This is a genomic window from Inquilinus sp. CA228 (genome assembly GCF_052078665.1).
In the GTDB taxonomy this organism is placed as follows: Bacteria; Pseudomonadota; Alphaproteobacteria; order DSM-16000; family Inquilinaceae; genus Inquilinus.
In genome coordinates this window covers 1-21457 of record NZ_JBQJIK010000003.1, presented here as the reverse complement: position 1 = coordinate 21457, position 21457 = coordinate 1, and the positions used below count along the sequence as shown (strand labels likewise).

At 70.1% G+C, this 21457-nt stretch carries 17 protein-coding genes and 2 tRNA genes; 5 read left to right on the top strand and 14 right to left on the bottom strand.

All coding sequences use genetic code 11. The features are described from left to right. The first annotated feature begins 109 nt into the window (after nucleotides 1-109). A complete protein-coding gene (locus ACTOWL_RS01820) occupies nucleotides 110-274 on the top strand; it encodes a hypothetical protein (RefSeq protein ID WP_441319475.1) in 165 nt (54 codons plus the stop codon). A gap of 466 nt (nucleotides 275-740) precedes the next feature. Next, on the top strand, nucleotides 741-1775 hold the full coding sequence (locus tag ACTOWL_RS01815) for a linear amide C-N hydrolase (protein WP_441319474.1): 1035 nt from the start codon (nucleotides 741-743) through the stop codon (nucleotides 1773-1775). Between the two features lie 87 nt (nucleotides 1776-1862). Here the strand turns inward: ACTOWL_RS01815 and ACTOWL_RS01810 are convergent, their stop codons facing one another. Beyond that, nucleotides 1863-3083, bottom strand: coding sequence for an MFS transporter (locus ACTOWL_RS01810; RefSeq protein ID WP_441319473.1), 1221 nt, complete (start codon nucleotides 3081-3083; stop codon nucleotides 1863-1865). A 245-nt stretch (nucleotides 3084-3328) separates the two neighbouring features. Here ACTOWL_RS01810 and ada point away from each other — a divergent pair, with 245 nt between their 5' ends. Continuing rightward, nucleotides 3329-4423 carry a bifunctional DNA-binding transcriptional regulator/O6-methylguanine-DNA methyltransferase Ada gene (gene ada / locus ACTOWL_RS01805; protein WP_441319472.1) on the top strand — a complete coding sequence of 365 codons (1095 nt, stop codon included), beginning with the start codon at nucleotides 3329-3331 and terminating at the stop codon, nucleotides 4421-4423. 10 nt (nucleotides 4424-4433) lie between these two features. Here the strand turns inward: ada and ACTOWL_RS01800 are convergent, their stop codons facing one another. From ACTOWL_RS01800 to ACTOWL_RS01765, 8 genes are all read right to left on the bottom strand, one after another. After that, nucleotides 4434-5246, bottom strand: coding sequence for an SRPBCC family protein (locus tag ACTOWL_RS01800; RefSeq protein WP_441319471.1), 813 nt, complete (start codon nucleotides 5244-5246; stop codon nucleotides 4434-4436). Nucleotides 5247-5248: 2 nt separating this feature from the next. Beyond that, nucleotides 5249-6058: an SRPBCC family protein gene (locus ACTOWL_RS01795; RefSeq protein ID WP_441319470.1), complete on the bottom strand. Its 810-nt coding sequence runs from the start codon at nucleotides 6056-6058 to the stop codon at nucleotides 5249-5251. Next, nucleotides 6049-6657, bottom strand: coding sequence for a helix-turn-helix domain-containing protein (locus ACTOWL_RS01790; RefSeq protein WP_441319469.1), 609 nt, complete (start codon nucleotides 6655-6657; stop codon nucleotides 6049-6051). Before ACTOWL_RS01790 ends, ACTOWL_RS01795 begins: the two co-directional genes overlap by 10 nt. A 115-nt stretch (nucleotides 6658-6772) precedes the next feature. Next, a complete protein-coding gene (locus ACTOWL_RS01785; RefSeq protein WP_441319468.1) occupies nucleotides 6773-9418 on the bottom strand; it encodes a valine--tRNA ligase in 2646 nt (881 codons plus the stop codon). A gap of 59 nt (nucleotides 9419-9477) precedes the next feature. Further along, nucleotides 9478-9948: a DUF2497 domain-containing protein gene (locus tag ACTOWL_RS01780; RefSeq protein WP_441319467.1), complete on the bottom strand. Its 471-nt coding sequence runs from the start codon at nucleotides 9946-9948 to the stop codon at nucleotides 9478-9480. Between the two features lie 163 nt (nucleotides 9949-10111). Further along, a complete protein-coding gene (locus ACTOWL_RS01775) occupies nucleotides 10112-11584 on the bottom strand; it encodes a TolC family outer membrane protein (protein WP_441319466.1) in 1473 nt (490 codons plus the stop codon). A 2-nt stretch (nucleotides 11585-11586) separates the two neighbouring features. Next, entirely contained in the window at nucleotides 11587-11910 is a 324-nt protein-coding gene (locus ACTOWL_RS01770; RefSeq protein ID WP_441319465.1) for a rhodanese-like domain-containing protein, read from the bottom strand. Between the two features lie 17 nt (nucleotides 11911-11927). Next, complete coding sequence (locus tag ACTOWL_RS01765) at nucleotides 11928-12584, bottom strand: protein-L-isoaspartate O-methyltransferase family protein (RefSeq protein ID WP_441319464.1); 657 nt, start codon at nucleotides 12582-12584, stop codon at nucleotides 11928-11930. Nucleotides 12585-12790: 206 nt separating this feature from the next. Between ACTOWL_RS01765 and ACTOWL_RS01760 the strand changes: the two genes are divergently transcribed. Together ACTOWL_RS01760 and ACTOWL_RS01755 are read left to right on the top strand one after the other, a co-directional pair. Then, a tRNA-Cys gene (locus tag ACTOWL_RS01760) sits at nucleotides 12791-12864 on the top strand. Nucleotides 12865-13000: 136 nt separating this feature from the next. Beyond that, nucleotides 13001-13076 (top strand) — tRNA-Asn (locus ACTOWL_RS01755). A gap of 298 nt (nucleotides 13077-13374) precedes the next feature. On the opposite strand, the gene ACTOWL_RS01750 is transcribed toward ACTOWL_RS01755, so the two are convergent. From ACTOWL_RS01750 to ACTOWL_RS01730, 5 genes are all read right to left on the bottom strand, one after another. Next, the gene (locus ACTOWL_RS01750) at nucleotides 13375-14178 is read right to left on the bottom strand and encodes a hypothetical protein (protein ID WP_441319463.1); all 804 of its coding nucleotides are present in this window, start codon (nucleotides 14176-14178) and stop codon (nucleotides 13375-13377) included. Nucleotides 14179-14238: 60 nt separating this feature from the next. Continuing rightward, entirely contained in the window at nucleotides 14239-15078 is an 840-nt protein-coding gene (locus tag ACTOWL_RS01745; RefSeq protein ID WP_441319462.1) for an OmpA family protein, read from the bottom strand. 43 nt (nucleotides 15079-15121) lie between these two features. Then, nucleotides 15122-15778 carry a hypothetical protein gene (locus ACTOWL_RS01740; RefSeq protein WP_441319461.1) on the bottom strand — a complete coding sequence of 219 codons (657 nt, stop codon included), beginning with the start codon at nucleotides 15776-15778 and terminating at the stop codon, nucleotides 15122-15124. A 44-nt stretch (nucleotides 15779-15822) separates the two neighbouring features. Then, a complete protein-coding gene (locus tag ACTOWL_RS01735; protein ID WP_441319460.1) occupies nucleotides 15823-16395 on the bottom strand; it encodes an invasion associated locus B family protein in 573 nt (190 codons plus the stop codon). An 11-nt stretch (nucleotides 16396-16406) separates the two neighbouring features. Continuing rightward, nucleotides 16407-21457: beta strand repeat-containing protein (locus tag ACTOWL_RS01730; protein ID WP_441319459.1), on the bottom strand; the 5051-nt coding region annotated here is incomplete at its 5' end.

Here is a 21457-nt window from a genome sequence, read left to right as displayed (position 1 = left end):
TTCCAGATCCGGCGCAGACGAGTACGATGATTCGGATCGATCCCTTATGCCATTGCGCCGCAGTCCGGATCCTCGATCCGACGCTCCGGCGCAGGAACGGGAGGCCGAGATGAAGCTCCTTGCCCTTGCTGCCGCAGCGCTGCTGATCGCGTCACCTGCCTTCGCCTGCCCCTACAGCGCCCAGGCCGACGCCAAAGGCGAACAGAGCCAGATCCAGGCCGGCCAGACGCAGATCCCGCAGACCCCGGCGCCGGCGACCGACAAGAAGAGCTAGGCGCGCGGAGCCGACCGCCGGCCTCGATCGGTCGGCTGTCTTGGCGAGGCCTGTAGAACCGGCGGCCGCCCCGCGGTCACTTGCGGCCGAAGGCTCTGTCTTGCCCCGGCCACCACCAGCGCCGTGGAAAGGCGCCCGCCCCTCGACATAGCTGCAATCACCCTTCCGCGCCCTCGATGGCTGCCAAATGTGCAGCTGTCGGCTTTTTGTCCTCCAGACCGGCTGGCGTTCACAAGCTTGGATTTTATGGATCTGGACCCAGCGATGACAGCCATCTGGACCTACCGGCCCAGGCAGACAGATGTCATCCTGACCTCGGTCGGACGGCGATGGGCGGTTGGCCCGGAAGCGTCGCCGCCGCGTCCCTTTTGAACCCAGCGTCACCCGGGTCCCGTCCCTGGCACGGAAGCATGCCGGCCGGCTGATTTCGCCGGTCGGGCGGGATCCCCACCCGAGGAGGCAGGTTATGTGCACGGATTTTCTGCTGCTGGCCGGCGATGCCAGCGTCGTCAACGGGCGCAGCATGGAGTTCGGATCGGACCTCAAATCCGAACTCCTGATCGGCGGCAGGGGCACGGAGAAAATGAGCCCGACGCCCGATCTCAAGGACGGGCTGCGCTGGACGGCCCGATACGGCTATGTCGGCATGAACGCCTATGGCAAAAAGATCATCACCGACGGCATGAACGAGGTGGGGCTCAGCATCGGCGCCCTGTGGCTGCCCGGCACGCGCTACCAGCGCACGGTGTCCAACCCGTCCAAGGCCCTGGTCGTCGACCTCTTCACCAGTTGGGTGCTGGGCACCTGCGCCACTGTCGACGAGGTCAAGGACAGGCTGAACCGAGGCGAGGTCGAGGTCTGGGGGGACCTGGTGCTCGAGAAGGAGATGCCGCTGCATTTCCCGATCCATGACGAGGCCGGCCGGAGCATCGTCATCGAGTTCATCGACGGCGAGATCCAGATCCACGACAACCCGGTCGCGGTGCTGACCAACGACCCGCCCTTCCCCTGGCAGATCACCAACATCGAAAACTATGTCGGTCTGTCCAACACCGACGCCGAGCCCATCGAGATCGGCCTGAAGCGGTTCAAGCAGACGGGACATGGCAGCGGCATGCGGGGGCTCCCCGGGGATTCGACCCCACCCTCCCGCTTCATCCGCACCGTCTTCCAGAAGCACTTCGCCGAGCGGCCGAAGACCGGCGAAGAGGCGTGCAACCTGGCATTGCACCTGCTCAACACCGTCGACATCCCGAAAGGCACCAGCGCCTCGCGGCCGAAGGAGGGCAAGGCGCCCGAATACGATTACACCCAGTGGATCGTCCTCAAAGCGCTGACGCAGAAGGTCTTCAACTTCCGCACCTACGACAATCCCACCATCATGCAGGTCGATCTCAAGAAGCTGGACCTGTCGGTCCCCGGCGAGACCCCCCATCCGCTGCCGGCGCAGCCGGTCTCGATCGACATCACTCCGGTGCTGAGCCGAGCGACGGAATCATAACCGATACCCGGCAGGGGCAGCCCCGATCCGACGAGCCTCGAGCGAACCTCGCGGCCGACGGCAAGGGGCTGCCCACGCGATTCCGCTCTACTCCGCCGGCAGCGCGGCGAGGCGCGGCACCGGCGAGCCGGCGATGACCAGGGCCTGGATGACGAAGCCGATCACGGCGACGGCCAGGCAGGCGGCGGCGCCGTGGCTGTCGCCGACCAGGCCGCCGATCGCGGCGCCGAGCGGGCGGGAGCCGAAGGTGGCCATGGTGATGATCGCCGAGACCCGGCCCAGCATCGCCGGCGGAGTCACCGCCTGGCGCAGGGTGGTCGAGGCGATCACCCACAGCATCGGCCCGGCGCCGAACAGGAAGAAGGCCAGCCCGGCGATCGGGGCGAAGGGCAGCCAGACGGTCAGCAGCATCAGCAGCGCGCCGGCGAGGCCGGAGAACGGGCCGACCAACAGCATCGCCCCGAATGGCATCCGCCGGGCGATCCGCGGCGCCGCCAGCGCGGCCAGCACCATGCCGATGCCGTACACCGCCAGCGTGGCGCCGACGGAGGACGCGCCGAGGCCGAGATGGTCGACCGCATAGGGCACGTAGATCGCCTGCAGCACGAACCAGCCGAGGTTGAAGAACACCGCGGTCAGCAGCACCGGCCGCAGCAGCGGATGGGTCAGGACGAAAGCGGCCCCTTCGCGCAGGTCCTGCAGGGCGTGGCGGCGCGGCGGCGCCGGCCGCTGCGGCTCGCGGATGCCGGCGAGCAGGTTCGCGGCCAGGACCGACACGGCCGCCGCTGCGGCGAAGGCCAGGCCGGCGCCAGTCCAGGCCACCCGCGCGCCGGCCACGGCCGGGCCGGCGGCGAAGGCGGCGCTGCGCGCCAGCTCGATCCGCCCGTTCGCGGCCGGCAGCGCCGCCCGCGGCACCAGGTCCGGCACCAGCGACGGCGCCGCCACGCTGTAGGCCACGGTGCCGGCGGCGCCGAGGAAGCCGAGCGCCGCCAGCAGGCCGAGGCTGAGGCCGCCGGTCGAGAGGAGCAACAGCACGGCGAAGAGCGAGACCGCCCGCAACGCCTCCGCCGCCGCCATCATCCGGCGGCGCGACGACCGGTCGGCCAGGAGGCCGGCCGGGAGGGACAGCAGCAGGAAGGGCAGCGTCTGCACGGTCTGCAGCAGGCCGGTGCCACCGGCCCCGGCGCCGAGCGCGAGCACGGCGACGATCGGCGCGGCGGCGAGGCCGATCTGCTCCGCCGACTGCGCGGCCAGATTGGACCAGGCCAGGCGGCGGAACGCGGCGGGAAGCGGGGCGGTGGCGGACATCGAGGGCTCGCGGAAGGGAGACGGGAGCCCCAGCATCCGTGCACGGCCCCCGCCCCGCGCTCCGCTTGTTGCCGCCGAATTCGATCGCAAGCCCGGCATCGCAAGAACCGGGTCGCCGCCAGGCCCGGAATTTGAGAGCAAGGGCCGGAGTGCCGACGGAAGCGCAGCCAGCCATCTTCGAGGGGACGATCGGCATCCCCATATCAACGGGACCTGTCGATCCCACCGTCGAACAGGAGCGAACCATGGGCTTCATTCCCCCGCCCCCCGTCCCCACCCCGGTCTTCGTCAATGACGAGGCCCGCTGGGCCGCCGTGCTGCGCCGCGACCGCGCCGCCAGCGGCGCCTTCGTCTTCGCCGTCCGCACCACCGGGATCTATTGCCGGCCGAACTGCGCCTCGCGCCATCCGCGGCGCGAGAATGCCGGCTTCCATGCCGACGGCGCCGCGGCCGAGCGCGCCGGCTTCCGCCCCTGCAAGCGCTGCAAGCCGAACGAGATCTCTCTGGCCGAGCGCCAGACCGCCCTGGTGGTCGCGGCCTGCCGCAAGATCGAGACCGCCGAGGAGATGCCCAGCCTGGACGAGCTGGCCGAGGCGGCAGGGCTGAGCCGGTTCCATTTCCACCGCATGTTCAAGTCGGTCACCGGCGTCACCCCCAAGGCCTATGCCGACGCCCATCGCGCCGACCGCATGCGCGACGAGCTCGAGCAGACCGAGACCGTCACCGAGGCGATCTACGGCGCCGGCTTCAACTCCAACGGCCGCTTCTACGCCGCGGCGCCGCAGCGGCTGGGCATGACCCCGACCGCTTTCCGCGACGGCGGCACCGGGGCCGAGATCCGCTTCGCCATCGGGCAATGCCATCTCGGCGCCATCCTGGTGGCGGCGACCGAGAAGGGCATCGTCGCCATCCAGTTCGGCGACGACCCGCAGGTGCTGCTTGAGGAGCTGCAGGACCGCTTCCCCAAGGCCCGGCTGGTCGGCGGCGACGCGGAGTTCGAGCAGCTGGTGGCCCGGGTGGTCGGCTTCGTCGAGGCGCCGTCGGCCGCCAATGGGGAGGCGATGCTGGACCTGCCGCTCGACATCCGCGGCACCGCCTTCCAGCAGAAGGTGTGGCAGGCGCTGCGCAGCATCCCGGCCGGCAGCACCGCCAGCTACGCCGAGATTGCCCGGCGGATCGACCGTCCGAAGGCGGTGCGCGCGGTGGCCCAGGCCTGCGCCGCCAACGACCTGGCGGTCGCCATCCCCTGCCATCGCGTGGTCCGCTCCGACGGCGACCTGTCCGGCTACCGCTGGGGCGTGGCCCGCAAGCGCGCCCTGCTGGATCGCGAGGCCGGCTGAAGCGCCGGCCTCAGCCCGGCGGCATCGGGAAGTGGCGGGCCATCCAGGCCTGCCACGCCGGCTCCTCCCGCGCGGCGACGGCCGCCGCTTGGTCGCCGAACAGATAGAGGCGGATCGGCAGATAGACCTGCCCACCCATCGGCAGGGCGAAGAGATGGGCGATGCCGGGTGCCGGCGCGTCAAGCCGCAGCAGCAGCTCCGGATGCTCGTCCGGGCCGATACGCTCGACCTGCCCGGCCAAAGCCGGTGCATCCGCTGCCGATTGCACCCGCTGCCCCGGCCCGGCGCCGGCGATGCCGAGCCGCCCGGCCAGCGCCGCCCAGGCCGCCTCGACCGTCGGTTCCGACGCCACGCCCATCAGCTGGAGATTGACGCCGCTCTGGCCGCGGAAATGGGCGAGGTACAGCCGCAGGATGCGGAAGAAGGCCGGCCAACCGCTCTCGAACGCCCCGAACTGGCCGTCCCAGTCGTCGCTGTCGGCGAACCAGGCATGCACCACCCGGACGACGCAGGTGCCGCCGGACTTCGCCTCGACGGTCCATTCGGTGGCGATGGTCGGGCTGCCCGGCCCCATGTCGTCGCGGCTGTCGGCGGTGAAGCGATGTGGCGGATCCCAGGCGGTGATGGTCGCCAGCGAATCCATCCCCGGCCCGAAATTGGCGGTAACCGTGCCGCCCACCCGCTCCTCCATCCGGGTCGGCACGAACCAGGAGGTCACGCCGGGGCCGGTGGCGATGGCATGCCACACCTCCTCCGGCGTGCCCGGCACCTCGACCTCGACCTGGACGGTGCGGCGGCCGGTCTCGTCCTTCTTCACGGGCATGGCTATTCCCCTTTTTTGTCCGGATAGGTCTCCTGGGCCCAGCGGCGCAGCTCGGCCTCGAACTTGGCGGCGGTGTCGGCGGTGCGGTCGCCGTAGAAGAACACGCTGGCCGCCACCCGGGCCCGGCCTTGCCAGCCATGGATCCCGATCAGGGCGATGCCGGGCGCCGGCTGGTCCAGCGCCACCGTCACCTCGCGCGACTTGGCATTCTGCTGCACCCGCTCCACGGTTCCGGCCAGCGCCGGGACGCCGGCCGGCGTGCTCCACCGCTCGCCCACATTGACGCCGGTAAAGCCGAACCGGCGGGCCAGGTCGGTCCAGGCCGCTAGGTCGGGGCCCGGATGCATGGCCATGGCCCGGGCCGGCGCGGCCGGCAGGCCGGCGAAGCGCGCCAGGTAGATCTGCAGGATCACGAAGAAGCCCGGCCAGCCGGATTCGAAGCCTTCCAGCTCGTCATCCCAGCTGCCGTCGGTGGTGAACAGGGTGTGGACGAGCCGCAGCACGCAGGCATCGCCGGACCGGCTGATGATGACGCATTCCGTCGCCACCGGCGGCGCTTCGCCGTTCCAGCCGGTCTCCTCATAGGCGAAGCGGAAGGGCGGCTCCCAGGCGGTGACGGTGCCGGCGGAGGCCATGCCCTCGCCGAACTCGAAGCGGATGGCACCGCCGACCCGCTCCTCGACCTGCGTGGCGGTGAACCAGGCGCTGAGGCCCGGGCCGGTGGCGATCGCCTGCCACACCTGCTCCGGCGTTCCCGGCAGCAGCACGTCGAGCTCGACCCAGCGCCGCTTTGCATCGGTCTTCAGTGGCATGTCTGCTCCTTTTCCGTTGGGTCGGCGGGCTTGGGATAGGCCACCAAAACCAGGCGATGGTTCCGCCCCCCGGGCGCCGACGCGTTGTGGTAGCGCGCCGCCAGGGCGGCGATCGACGCCGTCAGCTCCTGGGTGAAGGCGGCCCGGTCGGCCGGCGACGCGAAGCGGATCTCGGTGTCGATCGACAGGGTGGCCAACCGCTTCTCGGCGTTGATGGCGGCCCGCCACAGGCCGCTGACCTCCCGAACGACGCGGGCGGCCAGCGCGATCAGATAGCTGGCCGACAGCCGGTCGGAGGTGCGCGCGGGATCGGCGGCGACCGGCCCGAGCGCCTGCGGCGAGACGATGTAGGAGGTCGCGGTGGCCACGTAGAGCCGCTCGGTCAGCCCGCCCCAGCGCCGCGTCTCCGCCTCGCGGACCAGCCGATGCGCCTCCAGCGCGCGCAGATGGTAGTTCACCTTCTGCCGCGGAATCCCGAGCCGTGCGGCCAGCCCGGCGGCCGAGGCCGGCTCGCCCAGCTCGGCCAGCAGGCGGTTGCGGACCGGTTCGAGCGCGGCCATGGCGGCCGCCGGGTCGTCGATGACATCCACGTCCAGCATGGATCCATTCCACCCTTGACAACTTTTTTTGTCAATCCCTTCGCGATGTGCCCGCCGGAATCGAAACGGGCCCCGCGAGGGGCCCGTTCCACCAGGTCATCCGGAGCCGGAGAGGTCAGCCCGAGACGCGGGCCAGCGCCTGCCGCAGCTTCTCGATCGCAGCCTGCGCCTCGGCCCGGCGCTCGCGCTGCTCCTCGACCACATCGTCCGGCGCCTTCTCCAGGAACTGGGCGTTGCCGAGCTTGCGGTCGATCTTCTCGACCTCGGACGCGTTCTTCTCGATCTCCTTGGTCAGACGCGCCCGCTCCTTGTCGAGATCGATGATCCCGGCCAGCGGCAGCACCAGCGTCGCCTCGTCGATCACCGCCTGGGCGGCGCCCTTCTCCGGCACCGCCTCCGACGGCTCGATCGCGGCCAGCCGGGCCAGGCGGCGGATCAGCGCGCCATGGGTGTCGAGCCGGCGCCTAGTCTCCGCCGAGGCGTCGCGCAGCGTCGCCGTCAGCTCGGCCGCCGGCGGCACGTTCATCTCCGACCGGATGGTGCGGACCGCCGAGATCAGCCGGATCACCCAGTCCATCTCGGCCGCCGCCCGCGGGTCGACCAGACCGGCCGGGTAGTCCGGCCAGGGCTGGGTCAACAGCGTGGCGCCGCCGCGATCCGCGAGATGCCGCCACAGCTCCTCCGTCTCGAACGGCATGATCGGGTTGAGCAGGTGCAGGATCTGCTCCAGCGCCCAGGCGGTGGTGGCGCGAGTCTCGGCCTTGGCGGCCTCATCGGTGCCCGAGAACACCGGCTTGGCGAATTCCAGGTACCAGTCGCAGAAGCCGGCCCAGGTGAACTGGTACAGCACCTGCGCCGCCTCGCTGAAGCGGAAGCCCTCCAGCGCCGCAGCCGCCTTCTCCGCCGTCTTCGCCACCTCGCCGACGATCCAGCGGTTCAGCGTCAGCGTGTTCGCCGCCGGGTCGTAGCCGGGCACCGGCCGGCACTCGTTCATCTCGCAGAAGCGGGCCGCGTTCCACAGCTTGGTGGCGAAGTTGCGATAGCCTTCGACCTGCTGCGGCCCGAGCTTGATGTCGCGGCCGGCGGCCAGCGACACCAGGGTCATGCGCAGCGCGTCGGCGCCGTAGCGGTCCACCAGCTCCAGCGGGTCGATGACGTTGCCCTTGGACTTCGACATCTTCTGGCCCTTCTCGTCCCGGACCAGGGAGTGGAAGTACACGGTGCGGAACGGCACCTCGTCCATGAAATGGATGCCCATCATCATCATCCGGGCGACCCAGAAGAAGATGATGTCGAAGCCCGTGACCAGCACGTCGCCGGGGTAGTAGCGCTGCAGCTCCGGCGTCCGGTCCGGCCAGCCCAGGGTCGAGAACGGCCACAGGGCGGAGGAGAACCAGGTGTCGAGCACGTCGGTCTCGCGCCGCAGCTCGACCGCCTCGCCGTATTGGGTCTCGGCCGCCGCCTTGGCCTCGGCCTCGCTCTCCTCGACGAAGATCGTGCCGTCCGGCCCGTACCAGGCCGGGATCTGATGGCCCCACCACAGTTGCCGGCTGATGCACCAGGGCTGGATGTTGCGCATCCACTCGAAGAAGATGCTCTCGGCCATCTTTGGCAGCAGCACGGTGCGGCCCTGCTCCACCGATTCGATCGCCGGCTTCGCCAGCACCTCGGCCTTCAGATACCACTGCTCGGTCAGGTACGGCTCGATCGGCACGCCGCCGCGGTCGCCATGCGGCACCGCATGGACATGGTCCTCGATGGTCTCGACCAGGCCCAGCGCCTCGAGATCGGCGACCACGCGCTTGCGCGCCTCGTACCGGTCCAGGCCGCGATAGGCCTCCGGCACCTCATCGTTCAGCCGCGCCTCCTCGTCGAGGATGTTGATCAGCGGCAGGTCGTGGCGGCGGCCGACCTCGAAGTCGTTGAAGTCGTGCGCCGGGGTGATCTTCACCGCGCCCGAGCCCTTCTCGGGGTCGGAATACGCGTCGGCCACGATCGGGATGCGGCGGCCGACCAGCGGCAGGATGACGTTCTTGCCGACCAGGTCCTTGTAGCGCTCATCGTCCGGATGCACGGCGACGGCGGTGTCGCCCAGCATCGTCTCCGGCCGCGTGGTGGCGACGGTGATGAACCGCCCCTCCTCGCCCTCGATCGGGTAGCGGAAATGCCAGAGATGGCCCTTGGTCTCCTTCTGCTCGACCTCGAGGTCGGAGACCGAGGTGCGCAGCTTCGGGTCCCAGTTCACCAGCCGCTTGTCGCGGTAGATCAGGCCCTCGCGGTGCAGCTGCACGAACACCTTGACCACGGCGCGGGACAGGCCCTCGTCCATGGTGAAGCGCTCGCGCGACCAGTTCGGGGTGGCGCCGAGGCGGCGGAGCTGGCTGGTGATGGCGCCGCCGGACTGCGCCTTCCAGTCCCAGACCCGCTCCAGGAAGCCGTCGCGGCCGAGGTCCTGGCGCTTGATGCCCTCCTTCGCCAGTTCGCGCTCGACCACCATCTGGGTGGCGATGCCGGCATGGTCGGTGCCGGGCTGCCACAGCGCGTCGCGGCCGCGCCGCCGGTTGAACCGCGTCAGCACGTCCTGCAAGGTGAAGGTGAAGGCATGGCCCATATGCAGGTCGCCGGTGACGTTCGGCGGCGGCATCATGATGGTGAAGGGCGCCGCGTTCGAATGGACGTTGTTGGCGAAGGCGCCGCTGTTCTCCCATTCGGGATAGAGCTTGGCCTCGACCTCGCGCGGCCCGTAAGTCTTGTCCAGCATGGCTGAACCTTCCGTATCTTTGAATTCTTGACGATGGAGCGGTGAAGCGGAGGGGCGGATCAGCGCCGTACGGCGCCGCTGGCGATGCGGGATACCTCCCGCTCGACCGCCTGCTCGACCAGCCGCGGCAGGTTGGCGTCGAGCCATTCCTTCAGCATCGGCCGCAGCAATTCGCGCACCAGATCGTCCACCGGCTGGCTCTTGTGCACCGCCGCCGGCGGCGGGGCCGCGGCGTTCAGCCGGGCCAGGGCCGCCAGCGCGGCGCTGGCGCTGGCCGGCGAGACCACGGACTCGTCCTCCGCGGCCGCAGCTTCGGCAGGCGGCGGCGGAGGAGCGGCCGGCCGCGGATCGTCCAGCGCCTCGGTCAGTTCCAGCACGTCGTCATCGGCCGGCGCGGCGGACGGCTGGGCCCGCGCAGCATCGATCGGGGCGGCCCGGCCGCGCGCCGGATCGTCCTCGGTGATCATGCGCCGGATGGAGGCCAGGATCTCCTCCATCGACGGCTCCTGCTGTGCCCGCGTCTCGCTCATCCTCTCGGTCGTCTTCCACTTCCACTGCAATATCGTGCCCGGGCTTGATCCGGACATCCGGAGAGTGTCGACACCCTCCGGATTGCCGGGTCAATCCTCGAATCAAGTCCGAGGACGGCAATGACAGGACACGCACCTTCCCCCATGCCGGGAGAAGCGGTCTTCACTCGTCGACCGACGTCCCGAACCAGCGGGCGCGGGTCTTCTGATAGTCCGGCTCCGGATCGTAGACCTTGACCGCCAGGCCCATGTCCTGCGCGGTCAGGGTGCCGGTCGCGTTGCGCAGCTGGTAGCCGGCGACCACCTCGTTGCGCCGCGCCTGCACCAGGCTGAGCTGGGCGTTGAGCAGGTTCTGCTGCTCGGTCAGCACGTCGAGCACGGTGCGCGACCCGACCTGCGCTTCCTGCTGCAGGCCTTCCACCGCCAGCTCCTCGGCCCTGACCGCGGCCTGGAAGGACTTGATCGCGGCGCGCGCCGTCACCAGCGCCTGCCAAGCCTGCACCGCGCCCTGGATCGCGATGCGGCGCTGCGATTCGATCTGGATGCGGCGCTGGCCATGGGTGTAGCGCGCCTGGCGCACCAGGGATTCCTGGTTGCCCTGCGAGTACAGCGGGATGGTCAACTGGGCCACGATCGAGGCGGAATCGATGCGATTCTGCGCCCCGGTGGTCGACTGCGGATGGGAGACGGTCGAATACTGCCGCTGGATCCGCGCCTGCACGTCGATCGACGGCAGCAGCGCGCCGAACTGCAGGTCGATGTTGTCGGCCGCGGCGCGCTCGGTGAACACCGCCGCGACGATGCCCGGATAGTTCGCCTGGGCCTTCTGGATCGCGTCCTGCATCGAGGACGGCAGCCCGGCCGGCACCGCCGGCGTCTCCAGCGTCCCCGGCGGCTGGCCGATGAAGCGCTCGAAAGTGGCGCGGCTGGCGCGCAGCGTGCCCTCCGCCTCCACCCGGCCGGCAACGGCGCTGGCCAGGCTGGCTTCGGCCTGGCTGACATCGGTGCGGGTCACCTCGCCGACATTGAACCGGTCCTGGGTCGCCTGCAACTGCCGGCGCAGCACCGCCTCGTTGTTGCGCTGCACGTCGAGTGCCGACTGGTTTTGGACCACGTCGGCATAGGCCGTCGCGGCGTCCAGCAGCACCGTCTGCTCGGTGGTCTGGACGACGGCGCGGGTCGCCATGACCGTGTTCTCGGCCTGGTTGACCGACGCCTGGGTCTGGCCGCCGTTGTAGATGTTCTGGGTGACCGTGATGCCGAGCGTGGCCGGGTTGACCTCATGCCAGTAGCCCTCGCGGCCGCCGGCGGACAGGGGATCGCCGCTCCGGCCGCTGCCGCCCTGGAGTTGGCCGATAAGGCCCGCAGCGGGCGGCCTGGAGTCGCTCGTCGTATTGGTGAACTGGCTCTGGATGCTGGCGGTGGCGCTGACATCCGGTCGGTAGCCGGACAGGGCCTGCGCCACACCTTCATTGACCGCCTTCAGATTGGCGATGTCGGAGGCCAGATCCGGGTTGGTGGCGTAGGCCGACGCCAGCGCCTCGGTCATCGACTGCGCCGAGGCCGGGGCGGTGCCCAGCATCAGCGCCGCGGACAGGACCGCGGTGGAGAGCCCGAACCGTCCAAATCGTGTCATCGTCAATACCGTCCCATGGTTGGATCGATCTCGCACGCCCAGGCATCGATGCCCCCGCGCAGATTGACCGCGTTGTCCATGCCCCTCGCCGAAAGCCACCGCACCACCTGCGCGCTGCGCCCCCCGTGGTGACACATGACGACCACCGGGCGATCGCCCGGAATCTCATCCAGCCGGCCCGGGAGCTCGCCCATCGGGATGTCGAGCGAACCCTCGACCCGGCACACCGCCAGCTCCTGCGGCTCGCGCACATCGACCAGCACATGCCCGGTGCCGTCGCGCCGCCAATCCGCCAAGGTCGCCACGTCGATCTCGAACTGCTGCACCCGATGCCCCGCCACGCTCAGAACTGGAAGGCCGGCTTGCGCTCGAAGCCCGGTAGGGTCGCCGTCGTCGCGTCGAACAGCGGGCGCTGCGACGCGACTCCATCGACCGCGCTGACCAGCATAGCACGGCCGACACCGTCGCCGTCATCCACCACCGTGAGCAGGCGGCCGCCGGGCGCCAGCTGCGCGATCAGCGCCGCCGGCACCTCCGCCACCGCGCCGTCGATCAGGATGACGTCGTAGGGCCCTTCGGCCTGCCGGCCCTCCGCCAGCCGCCCCTCGACCAGCGCGGCACCCTGGACGCCGAGCTCGGACAGCGCCCCACGCGCGGTGCCGAGCAGCGCCTTGTCCTCCTCCAGCGCCACCACCTTGGCGGCGAGGCGGGCAACAATCGCGGCGCTGTAGCCGGTGCCGGCGCCGACGATCAGCACCCGGCTGTCCGGCGTGATCCGGGCGTCGTTCAGCAGCCGGCCGAGAACCCGCGGCTCCATCAGCACCCGGCCGCCGCCGATCGCCACATCCTGGTCGACATAGGCGACGCCGCGCCGGTCGGCCGGCACGAAGCGTTCGCGCGGGACGGCCATCATCGCGTCGATCAGGGCCTGGTCGACGACCTTGTTGGGCTTGATCTGCCCTTCGACCATGTTCAGGCGGGCGGCTGCGTAGTCGACCATGGGATTCCGCACTCTGAGAACAGCGAGGCGCAGCGGCCGGGCGGCCGCCGCGCGCTCAAACGCAGCGGTTATATCGGCCTTCGCGCCCGCAACACAATCGCTCTGATGCCGCTCGGCCGTGGCGGCCGCATCAGCGGCATCGAAAGTTCCGCGCGTTCGTCCTTGACCCTGCTTCTCGGCGGACGATATACGGGGGCCGCCGTCGGGGCGCGATGGCTGAGTGGTCAAGCAGCGGACTGCAAATCCGTGCACGCCGGTTCGATTCCGGCTCGCGCCTCCAAACGGCCCGCCCGACATCCCGGCCGGACCAGCATCCCCAAAAAGTATGATCGAGGATGCAGGTGAGGCTTGGCAGGGCGGGGCGAGGTTGCTATAAGCCGCGCCACCGACAGCCCGGAGCGATCCGGCGCTCGTGTTCCCTGGTAGCTCAGTTGGTAGAGCAGCTGACTGTTAATCAGCGGGTCACTGGTTCGAGTCCAGTCCAGGGAGCCATTTCAGTTTGAAGCCGCGACCTCCGTGCGTCGCCGTTTCCACGCCACAGCCTCCTCCCGATGCGACAAGCGTCTGGAAGAGCTTCGATCCCCTGCTTCGAATTTCTATGATCGGTGCGCGATCCGGCCAGTCGTCGCGGCGTGGCAGCCGCATCCGGCCCACCGGTTGCGGGACCATGTGACGGGATGGCAAACCGGTCAGACCGGTGACGAGGACAGCCCGACACAATGCCCGCAAAGCCGTGCCGCTTGCGAGCCCAACCGACGCGTCGAGAGCACTCCGGGCCTCGGCCCTCGCGTCATTTCCGCGGCCCGTTCCCCGGATCATGGGCCCGCAGCCTGACGCTCTCGGCGAAATTGCCGCGGAACATGTGCTGGCCGAGATGCCCGAGGTCGGATTGGAGATCGGCGTGGACCTTGCCGCCGATGTCCCGCCAGCGGCGACAGAAGGCGTAGTCCTCCGACAGGTAGCGGTTGGTGTCGGGGTCCACCATGCAGTCGAAGAACAGCCAGTAGAACGGCGCCTCCGGGTTGTTCGGCGGCCCGTCGGGCATGTAGTTGAGCTGCGGGTAGTGCTGCATCAGCCGGCTGAACACATGCCGCTTGATCACCATGAACCCGGTCGGTGCCTCGGCCACTTCGATGAAGCCCTCCTCGCCGACGAATTTGGCCAGCGGTTCGGAGCCGAGGCCGACCGGGTTGAACGGATAGTCGGTGTACCGCGTCTCGAAGGATTCCTTCGTCGTGCCGGCGGGCACGCCCTGCTGCGGCCAGTTGAAGCGCTTGATCGGGTAGATCCCGGCGGCGACGTCGTGGTCCGACAGCAGCAGGCGGATCGCGTCCGCCGGCTTGAACACGATGTCGGAATCGATCCAGAACAGATGCGTGTACCGCTCGTTCATCAGGAAGAACTTGACGATCTCGTTGCGGCCGCGGGTGACCAGGCTCTCCGAGCGCATGTGCAGGGACGAGTTCAGCCCCAGCCGGATCGCCTCATGGGTGAACTCGAACAGGCTGGTCACGTAGTTCATCGAGACGGCCGAGATGTAGCAGGGCGTCGCCAGGAGCACGTTCATCGACGGCAGGGCGGAAACGGGGAGCATCAGAGGGTCTCAGCTGCCTGATCTGGTTGGACGGACGGTCTTTTCGGATGCGGTGTCGGCTCAGGTGCAGACCCATTCGGGGATCCGGCACTCATTGGCGTCGCCGCCGCAGATCGCGGTCGCCTTCTCCTCGGCCTGCCGGCGGGTCTCGGCCGAGGCGGCGCCCCAGAAGGCCGGCCGGCCGGCGGCGGGGGCCGTCCCGACCGCCAGGGCGGCGCAATGCTCATAGGGGAAGCCGCTCTTGTCGTCGTCGGTCCAGTGGCGGTGGTTGCGGAACAGGGAGACGACCTTGCAGTCCTGGCCGCCCCGGTGCACGCAGTGCCGCAGGGCGATCTCCTGCGCCTCATCCGCCTTGTCGGCGCCCCAGAAGAAGCCCCGCTTCTGGTCCGGCACCGAATAGGCGATGGCGCCCCAGATCCCCCTCATCCCGGAGTTCTGCTCGGCCGCCGGCCCGGTCGGTGACAGGACGATCACGACGCGACGGTTCTGCGGCTCGCGGACGCCGTCGGCGGTCGGGACGAGCGGATCGGACTCGCCGACGCCCCTGACCGCGATCAGGCTGTCGGCAACGCCGTCGGCAACCAGTTCGCGACGGACCGACTCGCCACGACGAACCGAGAGAGCCTGGTTGTACTGGACCGAGCCCGAACGGTCGGTGTGACCGGTGACGTCGATGCGGGTGGTCTCGCCCTGCAGCGCACTGGCCGCGGCCGAGGCCACGACCTGCTTGGCTTCCGGGGTCAGACTCGAGCTGTCGAAGTCGAAGAACACCAGGTAGCTGCGGTTGGTATCGATCGTCTCGACCACGGCCGGCGCCGGCGCGAGGGGCGGATCGGCCGCCCCGGCCGTGGCGGCGAGACAGGTCCAGGCGGCTAGAACCAGAATGATCGGTCGAATCATCTTCATCTCCCTGATCCTGCCTATCGCGGCCACGGGCGCTCCATCAGCCGGCGGCCCGAATGCTCGTCATCGCGACGCAGTTGTTCTCAAACGGCACCAGGACGACCCGTGCGCCGTTGGGCAGCGACACCAGCGGCAGATCGCCGAGCATGCCGGTCTGGCCCTTCTCCTGGGTCATGAGCTGGCTGGCCACGGCCAGGCAGGTCGCCTTGACCGGCGTCACCCGCACCAGTGCCCCCTCGCAGGACCGCCCGACCGGGGCTGTGAACACCAGGCCGGCCGCAGGCAGCTCCTGTGTCGCCGGATTTCCGGTGAGCGCGATCAGGGATTCAACCGAGTGCGCGTCGGCTGCCTTGGTGTCCCATTGGGTCTGCGCGGTGTAGCTCGCATCGGCGGCGACGCCGCGCCCCAGGACGTTGAAGATGTTGGCGCAGGCCCCGAGCTTGGCCTGTTTCGCGTGCTCCTCGAAGACGGAGCTTTGCACCCCGGGGGCCGCAGCGGCCGACTGCTGGGTCTGAGCCGCCGGCGGCTGGGTCGGGGCCGCCTGTTCCTGTGCCTTCGGTGCCTCCGCCGCCGGCTTCTTCGCATCCGCCGCCTGGGCCGGCAGCTGGGCAAAGCCGATCAGATCGAACGCCACCACAGCGCCGGCAATGATCGCGACCGAGACGGTCCCCAGAAGTAGAGTCTTGATCAGTCGCATCGGATCTCATCCTTCTCTGAAAGGCGCCCGACAGGGCGCCAGGGTCATTTCATCACCGCGAGGGCCGTGAACAGGCCTTCGAGGGGAGCCTGGAACGTCACGTCGCCCGCGCCCGGAAGCGTGTAGGAGACGATGCAGTCGGTGCCGGCCTGGATGTGCCGCCGCAGCATCCGGCCGATCGCGATCGTGGCGGTGCAGAACGCCCCGTCGCATTGGTCGGTCTGAGCGACGATCCGGTCCGGCTTGTCGCCCAGCGCCAGCCCGATCTGCTGCCCGATGCCGAGCGCCGCCGGCACCCGCATCACCACCAGGGGCTTGCCGTCCGCCGTGGCCACGAATGACCAGTTGAAGACGGGCGACCCGCGCTGGTCGACGATCGACTGGGTCAGGTTGCAGACCCGACGCTTCGACTTCAGGCTCTCGTCGCAGATCAGGGTCCAGTTCTTGAACGGCTGCACCACCCGCCGGTACTGGCCGAGCTCCTCGCCGTCGGGGATGGCGACCTCCGAGGGCTTCACGGCATAGCCGCCGGGCAACTGCACCCAGCCCACCGCGAAAGCCGTCCCGGACGTCGCCGCCACCGCCAGCGCCGCGAACAGGAGCCCTGCCAGCCGCATCGGCATCACCCTCAGTTGAAGGTGAAGGAGACGCCGATGCCGCCACCCCAGTCGTCGCCGCTCGTGACGGCCCGGGCGTTCACGCGGACCCGGCCGGACTCGGCGGTGTAACCGAGGCCGAGGGCCAGGGCCCCCTGCTCGCGCCACATGCCGCCGCCCATCGAAGCGCTGACCTTGCCCGGACGGGTGTCGAACTGCAGCGACGACGCGGCGATGCCGATCGCGGCTCCCTGCCAGGCCTCCCGCCGCGCCTGCTTGATCTTGCCATTGAGCGAGTCGAAGGCGCCGTTCAGCTGGTCGACATTCACCGCATCGGTGCCGTTCACGCCCGGCGCGACATTGCCGATGGTGACCGGCGCGTTCGGGTTTCCACCCTGCAGCGTGATCCGGTTGGTGAGGTTGCCGGATCCGTCGGTGTCGTACTTCACCGACACATTCGCCAGGGCCGTCAGCTGACTCACATTGACCCCATCGGTCGCGGCCGAGCCGGCGGCGACGTTGGTGATGCGGCGCTCCGCCCCCGACGAGCCGACCGAGACCTCGCCCGTCGCCACCCCGGCGGTGGTGGCCCCCACCACCGGCGCGTAGGCCGCGTCGGACAGGTTCGCCATGGTCGTGGAGCCTGCGCCCAGGGCCAGCGAATTGGCCTTGGTCGCCTGCGCCCCGGCGCCGATCGCGATCGCGTTGTTGGCGGACGCGCTGGCGCCGTTGCCCATCGAGATCGCGTTGCTGGCGCTGGCGGTCGAGGCCGGGCCGATGGCGGTGCTGTTGGTGCCGGTGGCCGCGGAGTCCGCCAGGGTCGAGTTGGCGTGGAAGTACTTGATGCCTGCCCCGCCGTTGATCGAGTTGTCGACCACCGACGCCAGCGAGTAGAGCTGCGAGCCGTTGATCGCGTCGGTCGAGGTCGACGTGATCTGCCCCGCCGCCACATTGGTGATGGTGCGCTCGGCGCCGACATCGCCCACGCTGACCGTGCTGGTCGGGTTGGTCCCGGCGAAGCCCTCGAGCGTGAAGTTGTTGAACGAGGCGCTGGAGGTGCCGACCGCGGCCGCGGTCTTCGAGCCCGCGCCCAGCGCTACGTCGTTGGCGTTGGTCGCGGTCGCCCCCTGGCCCAACGCCGTGGCGCCGGAGGCGCCGGCGGAGGCGGAACTGCCCAACGCGACAGCACCTGTCGCCCCCGCCGCCGTGGTCGCCCCGTTGCCCGCGGCGAAGCTGTCCTCGCCGTTCGCTATGCTCGCCGGCCCGATCGCCACGGAGTTCGTGCCGACCGCCTGGCTGTCGGCCAGGGTCGAGTTGGCGTGGAAGTACTTGATGCCGCCGCCGTTGTTGATGTTGGTCAGGCTGTCGTTCACGGCCCCGACGGCGTCGTAGATTGTGGTGTAGCTGCTGCCCTGCACCAAGAAGGTCGGCCCGGTGATGGTGCCGTCCGGGTTCACTGTCGACCCGCCACCGAGCACGTTGGTGATGCTCTGCGCCGTGCCGAAGAGCTGCGAGCCGTTGATGGCGTCGGTCGAGGTCGAGGACACCACGCCCTTGTCGACATTGTGCAGCTTGACCGGCCCGGAGTCCTCGCCCACCAGGGTCAGGTCGAATGTCGGCGTGCCGCCGTTCGGGGTCGTCGGCGAGTCGGGGTTGCTGTACTGCACCGGGCCGATGCCGCCGTTGCCGACCTGGGTGCCCAGGACGTTGACCGCCGAGTTGGTGGCGAAGAGTTGGCTGCCGTTCACCGCGTCGGTCGAGTCCGCCGAGAGGCGACCCGCCGCGACATTGGTGATGGTCCGCTCCGCCCCCGGCGCGCCGACGCTGACCGTGCTGGTCGGGGTCGCCCCGGCGAAGCTGTAGTCCTTGCCGGCGATCGTGGCGCCCGCGGTGGCCACCGCGGCCGCGGTCGTCGAGCCGGCGCCGAGGGCGACGTCGCCCGCATTGGCGCCGGCCGCAGCACCATGGCCGATGGCGATGCCGTCCTGCACCGAGGCCACGGCCGTCGGCCCGACCGCGACGCTGTCCGTGCCGACCGCCTGGCTGTCGGCCAGGGTCGAGTTGGCGTGGAAGTACTTGATCCCGGCGCCGTTGTTGATGTTGGTCAGTTGATTGTTGATGGTGGTCAGGTTGCCATCGACCGCGTCGAAGGCGTCGGTCACCGTGGTGTAGTTGTTGCCCTGCACATTGTAGGTCGGGCCGGTGATGGTGCCGTCCGGATTGACCGTCGAGTCGCCGCCGAGATGCGTCGCGATGCTCTGCGACACGCCGTAGAGCTGCGAGCCGTTGATCCCGTCGGTCGAGGTCGAGTTCACCGCGCCCGGCGCCAAGCCGGTAATGCCGGTGCCGTTCATGTTCAGGCCCGCGGCGTCGAACACTTGGCCGCTGGTCAGGGTCAGGCTGTCCGCGGTCAGGGCCGGCGTGGTCGCCACGGTGATGTCCGTGCCGGTCCGGGTGACCGCGATGTTCTGCCCGTTCAGGAACTGCACCGTGCCGCCCGGCGCCACCTTGGTCGCGGTGTCGCCGTTCGCCTGCAGGTTCCAGCCGGCATTGGCGACATCGCCGATCTCGTTCAACTGGTTGACGTTCACCGCATCGGTGCCGCCCACGCCCGGCGCCACATTGGTGATCGTCCGGCCGCCGGCATTGATCCCGGTCGAGGTGATGCTCGGCCCGCCGGCGATGGTCAGCCCATCGGTGGTGATCGAGGTGCCGCCCACCGTCACCGAGTTGAAGCTCGGGTCGGCCACCACGCCGTAGGTGATGGTCGAGCCGGTGCGGCTGACCGTGGTGTTGCTGCCCGCCGCGAAGCTCGCGGTGCCGCCCGGCGCGATGTTCTGGCTGGTCGTCCCGCCATCCGCGCTGAGGTTCCAGCCGGCATTGGCCGTGGTCGCGATGCTGTCGACCGCCTGGTTGGTGGCGAAGAGCTGGCTGCCGTTCACCGCATCGGTGGAGGTACCCGAGAGCCGCCCGGCCGCCACGTTGGTGATGGTGCGCTCGGCGCCCGGCGCACCGACGCTGACCGTGCTGGTCGGCGCCGTGCCCGCGAAGCTGTAGTTCGTGCCGGCGATGGTCGTGCCGGCCGTGCCGACCGCCGCCCCGGTCACCGAGCCGGAGCCCAGCGCCACATCGCCGGCGTTGCCGGCCGAAGCCGCGTCGCCGAAGGCGAGCGAGCCGGCGCCAGTGGCGTTGCTGGCATTGCCCAGCGCGATCGAGCCCTGGCCCGTCGCGGTGTTGGCGCTGCCGATGGCCAGTGCGCCGGTGCCGTCCGCCGTGTTGTTGGCGCCCATGCCCACGGCACCGGTGCCGGTGACGGTGTTCGGATCGCCGATCGCCACCGCGCCGTCGCCGCTCACCGTCTGGCCTTCACCGATCGCCACCGCCCCGGTGCCGCCCAGCACCTGGGAGTTGTGGCCGATGGCGACCGAGCCCGTGCCGGCCGCGGCCGCCACCGTGGTGGTGTCGCCGATGGCCACGGTCGAGGCGGCCAGCGCCTGCGAGCCGTTGCCGACCGCGGTGGCGTTCGCCGCCGTGGCGCTGGCGCCGACGCCGGCCGCCAGCGAGTTGGTGCCGGTGGCGCCGCGGTTGTCGTAGTTCGACCCCTGGGTGCCGCCGTCGTTCACGCTGTAGTAGTGCGTCAGCTGGCCGTTCACATCCGTGATCTGGCTGGCGACGTTGTCGATCGCCTGGTTGGAGGCGAAGAGCTGGCTGCCGTTCACCGCGTCGGTCGAGGTCGCCGAGAGCCGCCCCGCCGCGACATTGGTGATGGTCCGCTCGGCACCGGCGCTGCCGACGCTGACCGTGCTGGCCGGCGCGGTGCCGGCGAAGCTGTAGGTGGTGCCGGCGATGGTCGCGCTGGCGGTGCCGACCGCGGCCGCCGTGACCGAGCCGGAACCCAGCGCGACATCACCCGCGTTGCCGGCCGAGGCGTTGGCGCCGAGCACCGTCGCATCCGCCGCGGTCGCGCTGGCCCCGACGCCGGCCGCCACCGAGTTGGTGCCGGTGGCGCCGTCATTGTCGTAGTTCGCGCCCTGGGTGCCGCCGTCGTTGACGCTGTAGTAGTGCGTCAGCTGGCCGGTGATGGTCGTCACCTCGTTGGCGACGCTGTCCACCGCCGTGTTGGTGGCGAAGAGCTGGCTGCCGTTCACCGCGTCGGTGGAGTCGCCCGCGATCCGGCCCGCCGCGACGTTGGTGATCGTCCGCTCCGCCCCCGGCGCGCCGACGCTGACCGTGCTGGTCGGCGTGGTGCCGGCGAAGGCGTAGGTCGTGCCGGCGATGGTGGCGCTGGCCGTGCCGACCACAGCCGCCGTCGTCGAGCCCGAGCCGAGAGCGACGTCACCCGCATTCGCCCCCGCAGTCGCACCATGGCCGACCGCGACACCGTCCGTCACCGAGGCCACGGCCTCGGGCCCGGCGGCGGTGCTGTCCGTCCCCGTCGCCTGGCTGTCCGCCAGGGTCGAGGTGGCGTGGAAGTACTTGATCCCGCCGCCGGTGCTGATGTTGTCGACCTTGGTGTTCAGCGTGTCGACCGAGGTGTTGGTGGCGAAGAGCTGGCTGCCGTTCACCGCTTCGGTGGAGTCGATGGCGATCCGACCCGCCGCGACGTTGGTGATTGTGCGCTCCGCACCCGCCGCACCGACGCTGACCGCGCTGGCCGGCGTGGTGCCGGCGAAGCTGTAGGTCGTGCCGGCGATCGTCGCGCTGGCCGTGCCGACCGCAGCCGCCGTGGCCGAGCCGGAGCCCAGGGCCACGTCGCCCGCATTGGTCGCCGAGCTGTTGGCACCGAGCGCCGTCGCATCCGCCGCCGTCGCGCTGGCCGCGACACCGGCCGCCAGCGAATTGGTGCCGGTGGCGCCGTCATTGTCGTAGTTGGCGCCCTGGGTGCCGCCGTCGTTGACGCTGTAGTAATGCGTCAGCTGGCCGGTGACGTCGGTGATCTGGCTGGCGACGTCGTCGACCGCCGTGTTGGTGGCGAAGAGCTGCGAGCCGTTCACCGCGTCGGTCGAGGTCGCCGAGAGCCGCCCCGCCGCGACATTGGTGATGGTGCGCTCGGCGCCGGCGTCGCCGACGCTGACCGTGCTGG

Bases quoted from the DNA above. Each gene is read 5' to 3' on its own strand.
- ACTOWL_RS01820 (WP_441319475.1), top strand. From the start codon at position 110: ATGAAGCTCCTTGCCCTTGCTGCCGCAGCGCTGCTGATCGCGTCACCT.
- ACTOWL_RS01815 (WP_441319474.1), top strand. From the start codon at position 741: ATGTGCACGGATTTTCTGCTGCTGGCCGGCGATGCCAGCGTCGTCAAC.
- ACTOWL_RS01810 (WP_441319473.1), bottom strand. From the start codon at position 3,083: ATGTCCGCCACCGCCCCGCTTCCCGCCGCGTTCCGCCGCCTGGCCTGG.
- ada (WP_441319472.1), top strand. From the start codon at position 3,329: ATGGGCTTCATTCCCCCGCCCCCCGTCCCCACCCCGGTCTTCGTCAAT.
- ACTOWL_RS01800 (WP_441319471.1), bottom strand. From the start codon at position 5,246: ATGCCCGTGAAGAAGGACGAGACCGGCCGCCGCACCGTCCAGGTCGAG.
- ACTOWL_RS01795 (WP_441319470.1), bottom strand. From the start codon at position 6,058: ATGCCACTGAAGACCGATGCAAAGCGGCGCTGGGTCGAGCTCGACGTG.
- ACTOWL_RS01790 (WP_441319469.1), bottom strand. From the start codon at position 6,657: ATGCTGGACGTGGATGTCATCGACGACCCGGCGGCCGCCATGGCCGCG.
- ACTOWL_RS01785 (WP_441319468.1), bottom strand. From the start codon at position 9,418: ATGCTGGACAAGACTTACGGGCCGCGCGAGGTCGAGGCCAAGCTCTAT.
- ACTOWL_RS01780 (WP_441319467.1), bottom strand. From the start codon at position 9,948: ATGAGCGAGACGCGGGCACAGCAGGAGCCGTCGATGGAGGAGATCCTG.
- ACTOWL_RS01775 (WP_441319466.1), bottom strand. From the start codon at position 11,584: ATGACACGATTTGGACGGTTCGGGCTCTCCACCGCGGTCCTGTCCGCG.
- ACTOWL_RS01765 (WP_441319464.1), bottom strand. From the start codon at position 12,584: ATGGTCGACTACGCAGCCGCCCGCCTGAACATGGTCGAAGGGCAGATC.
- ACTOWL_RS01750 (WP_441319463.1), bottom strand. From the start codon at position 14,178: ATGCTCCCCGTTTCCGCCCTGCCGTCGATGAACGTGCTCCTGGCGACG.
- ACTOWL_RS01745 (WP_441319462.1), bottom strand. From the start codon at position 15,078: ATGATTCGACCGATCATTCTGGTTCTAGCCGCCTGGACCTGTCTCGCC.
- ACTOWL_RS01740 (WP_441319461.1), bottom strand. From the start codon at position 15,778: ATGCGACTGATCAAGACTCTACTTCTGGGGACCGTCTCGGTCGCGATC.
- ACTOWL_RS01735 (WP_441319460.1), bottom strand. From the start codon at position 16,395: ATGCGGCTGGCAGGGCTCCTGTTCGCGGCGCTGGCGGTGGCGGCGACG.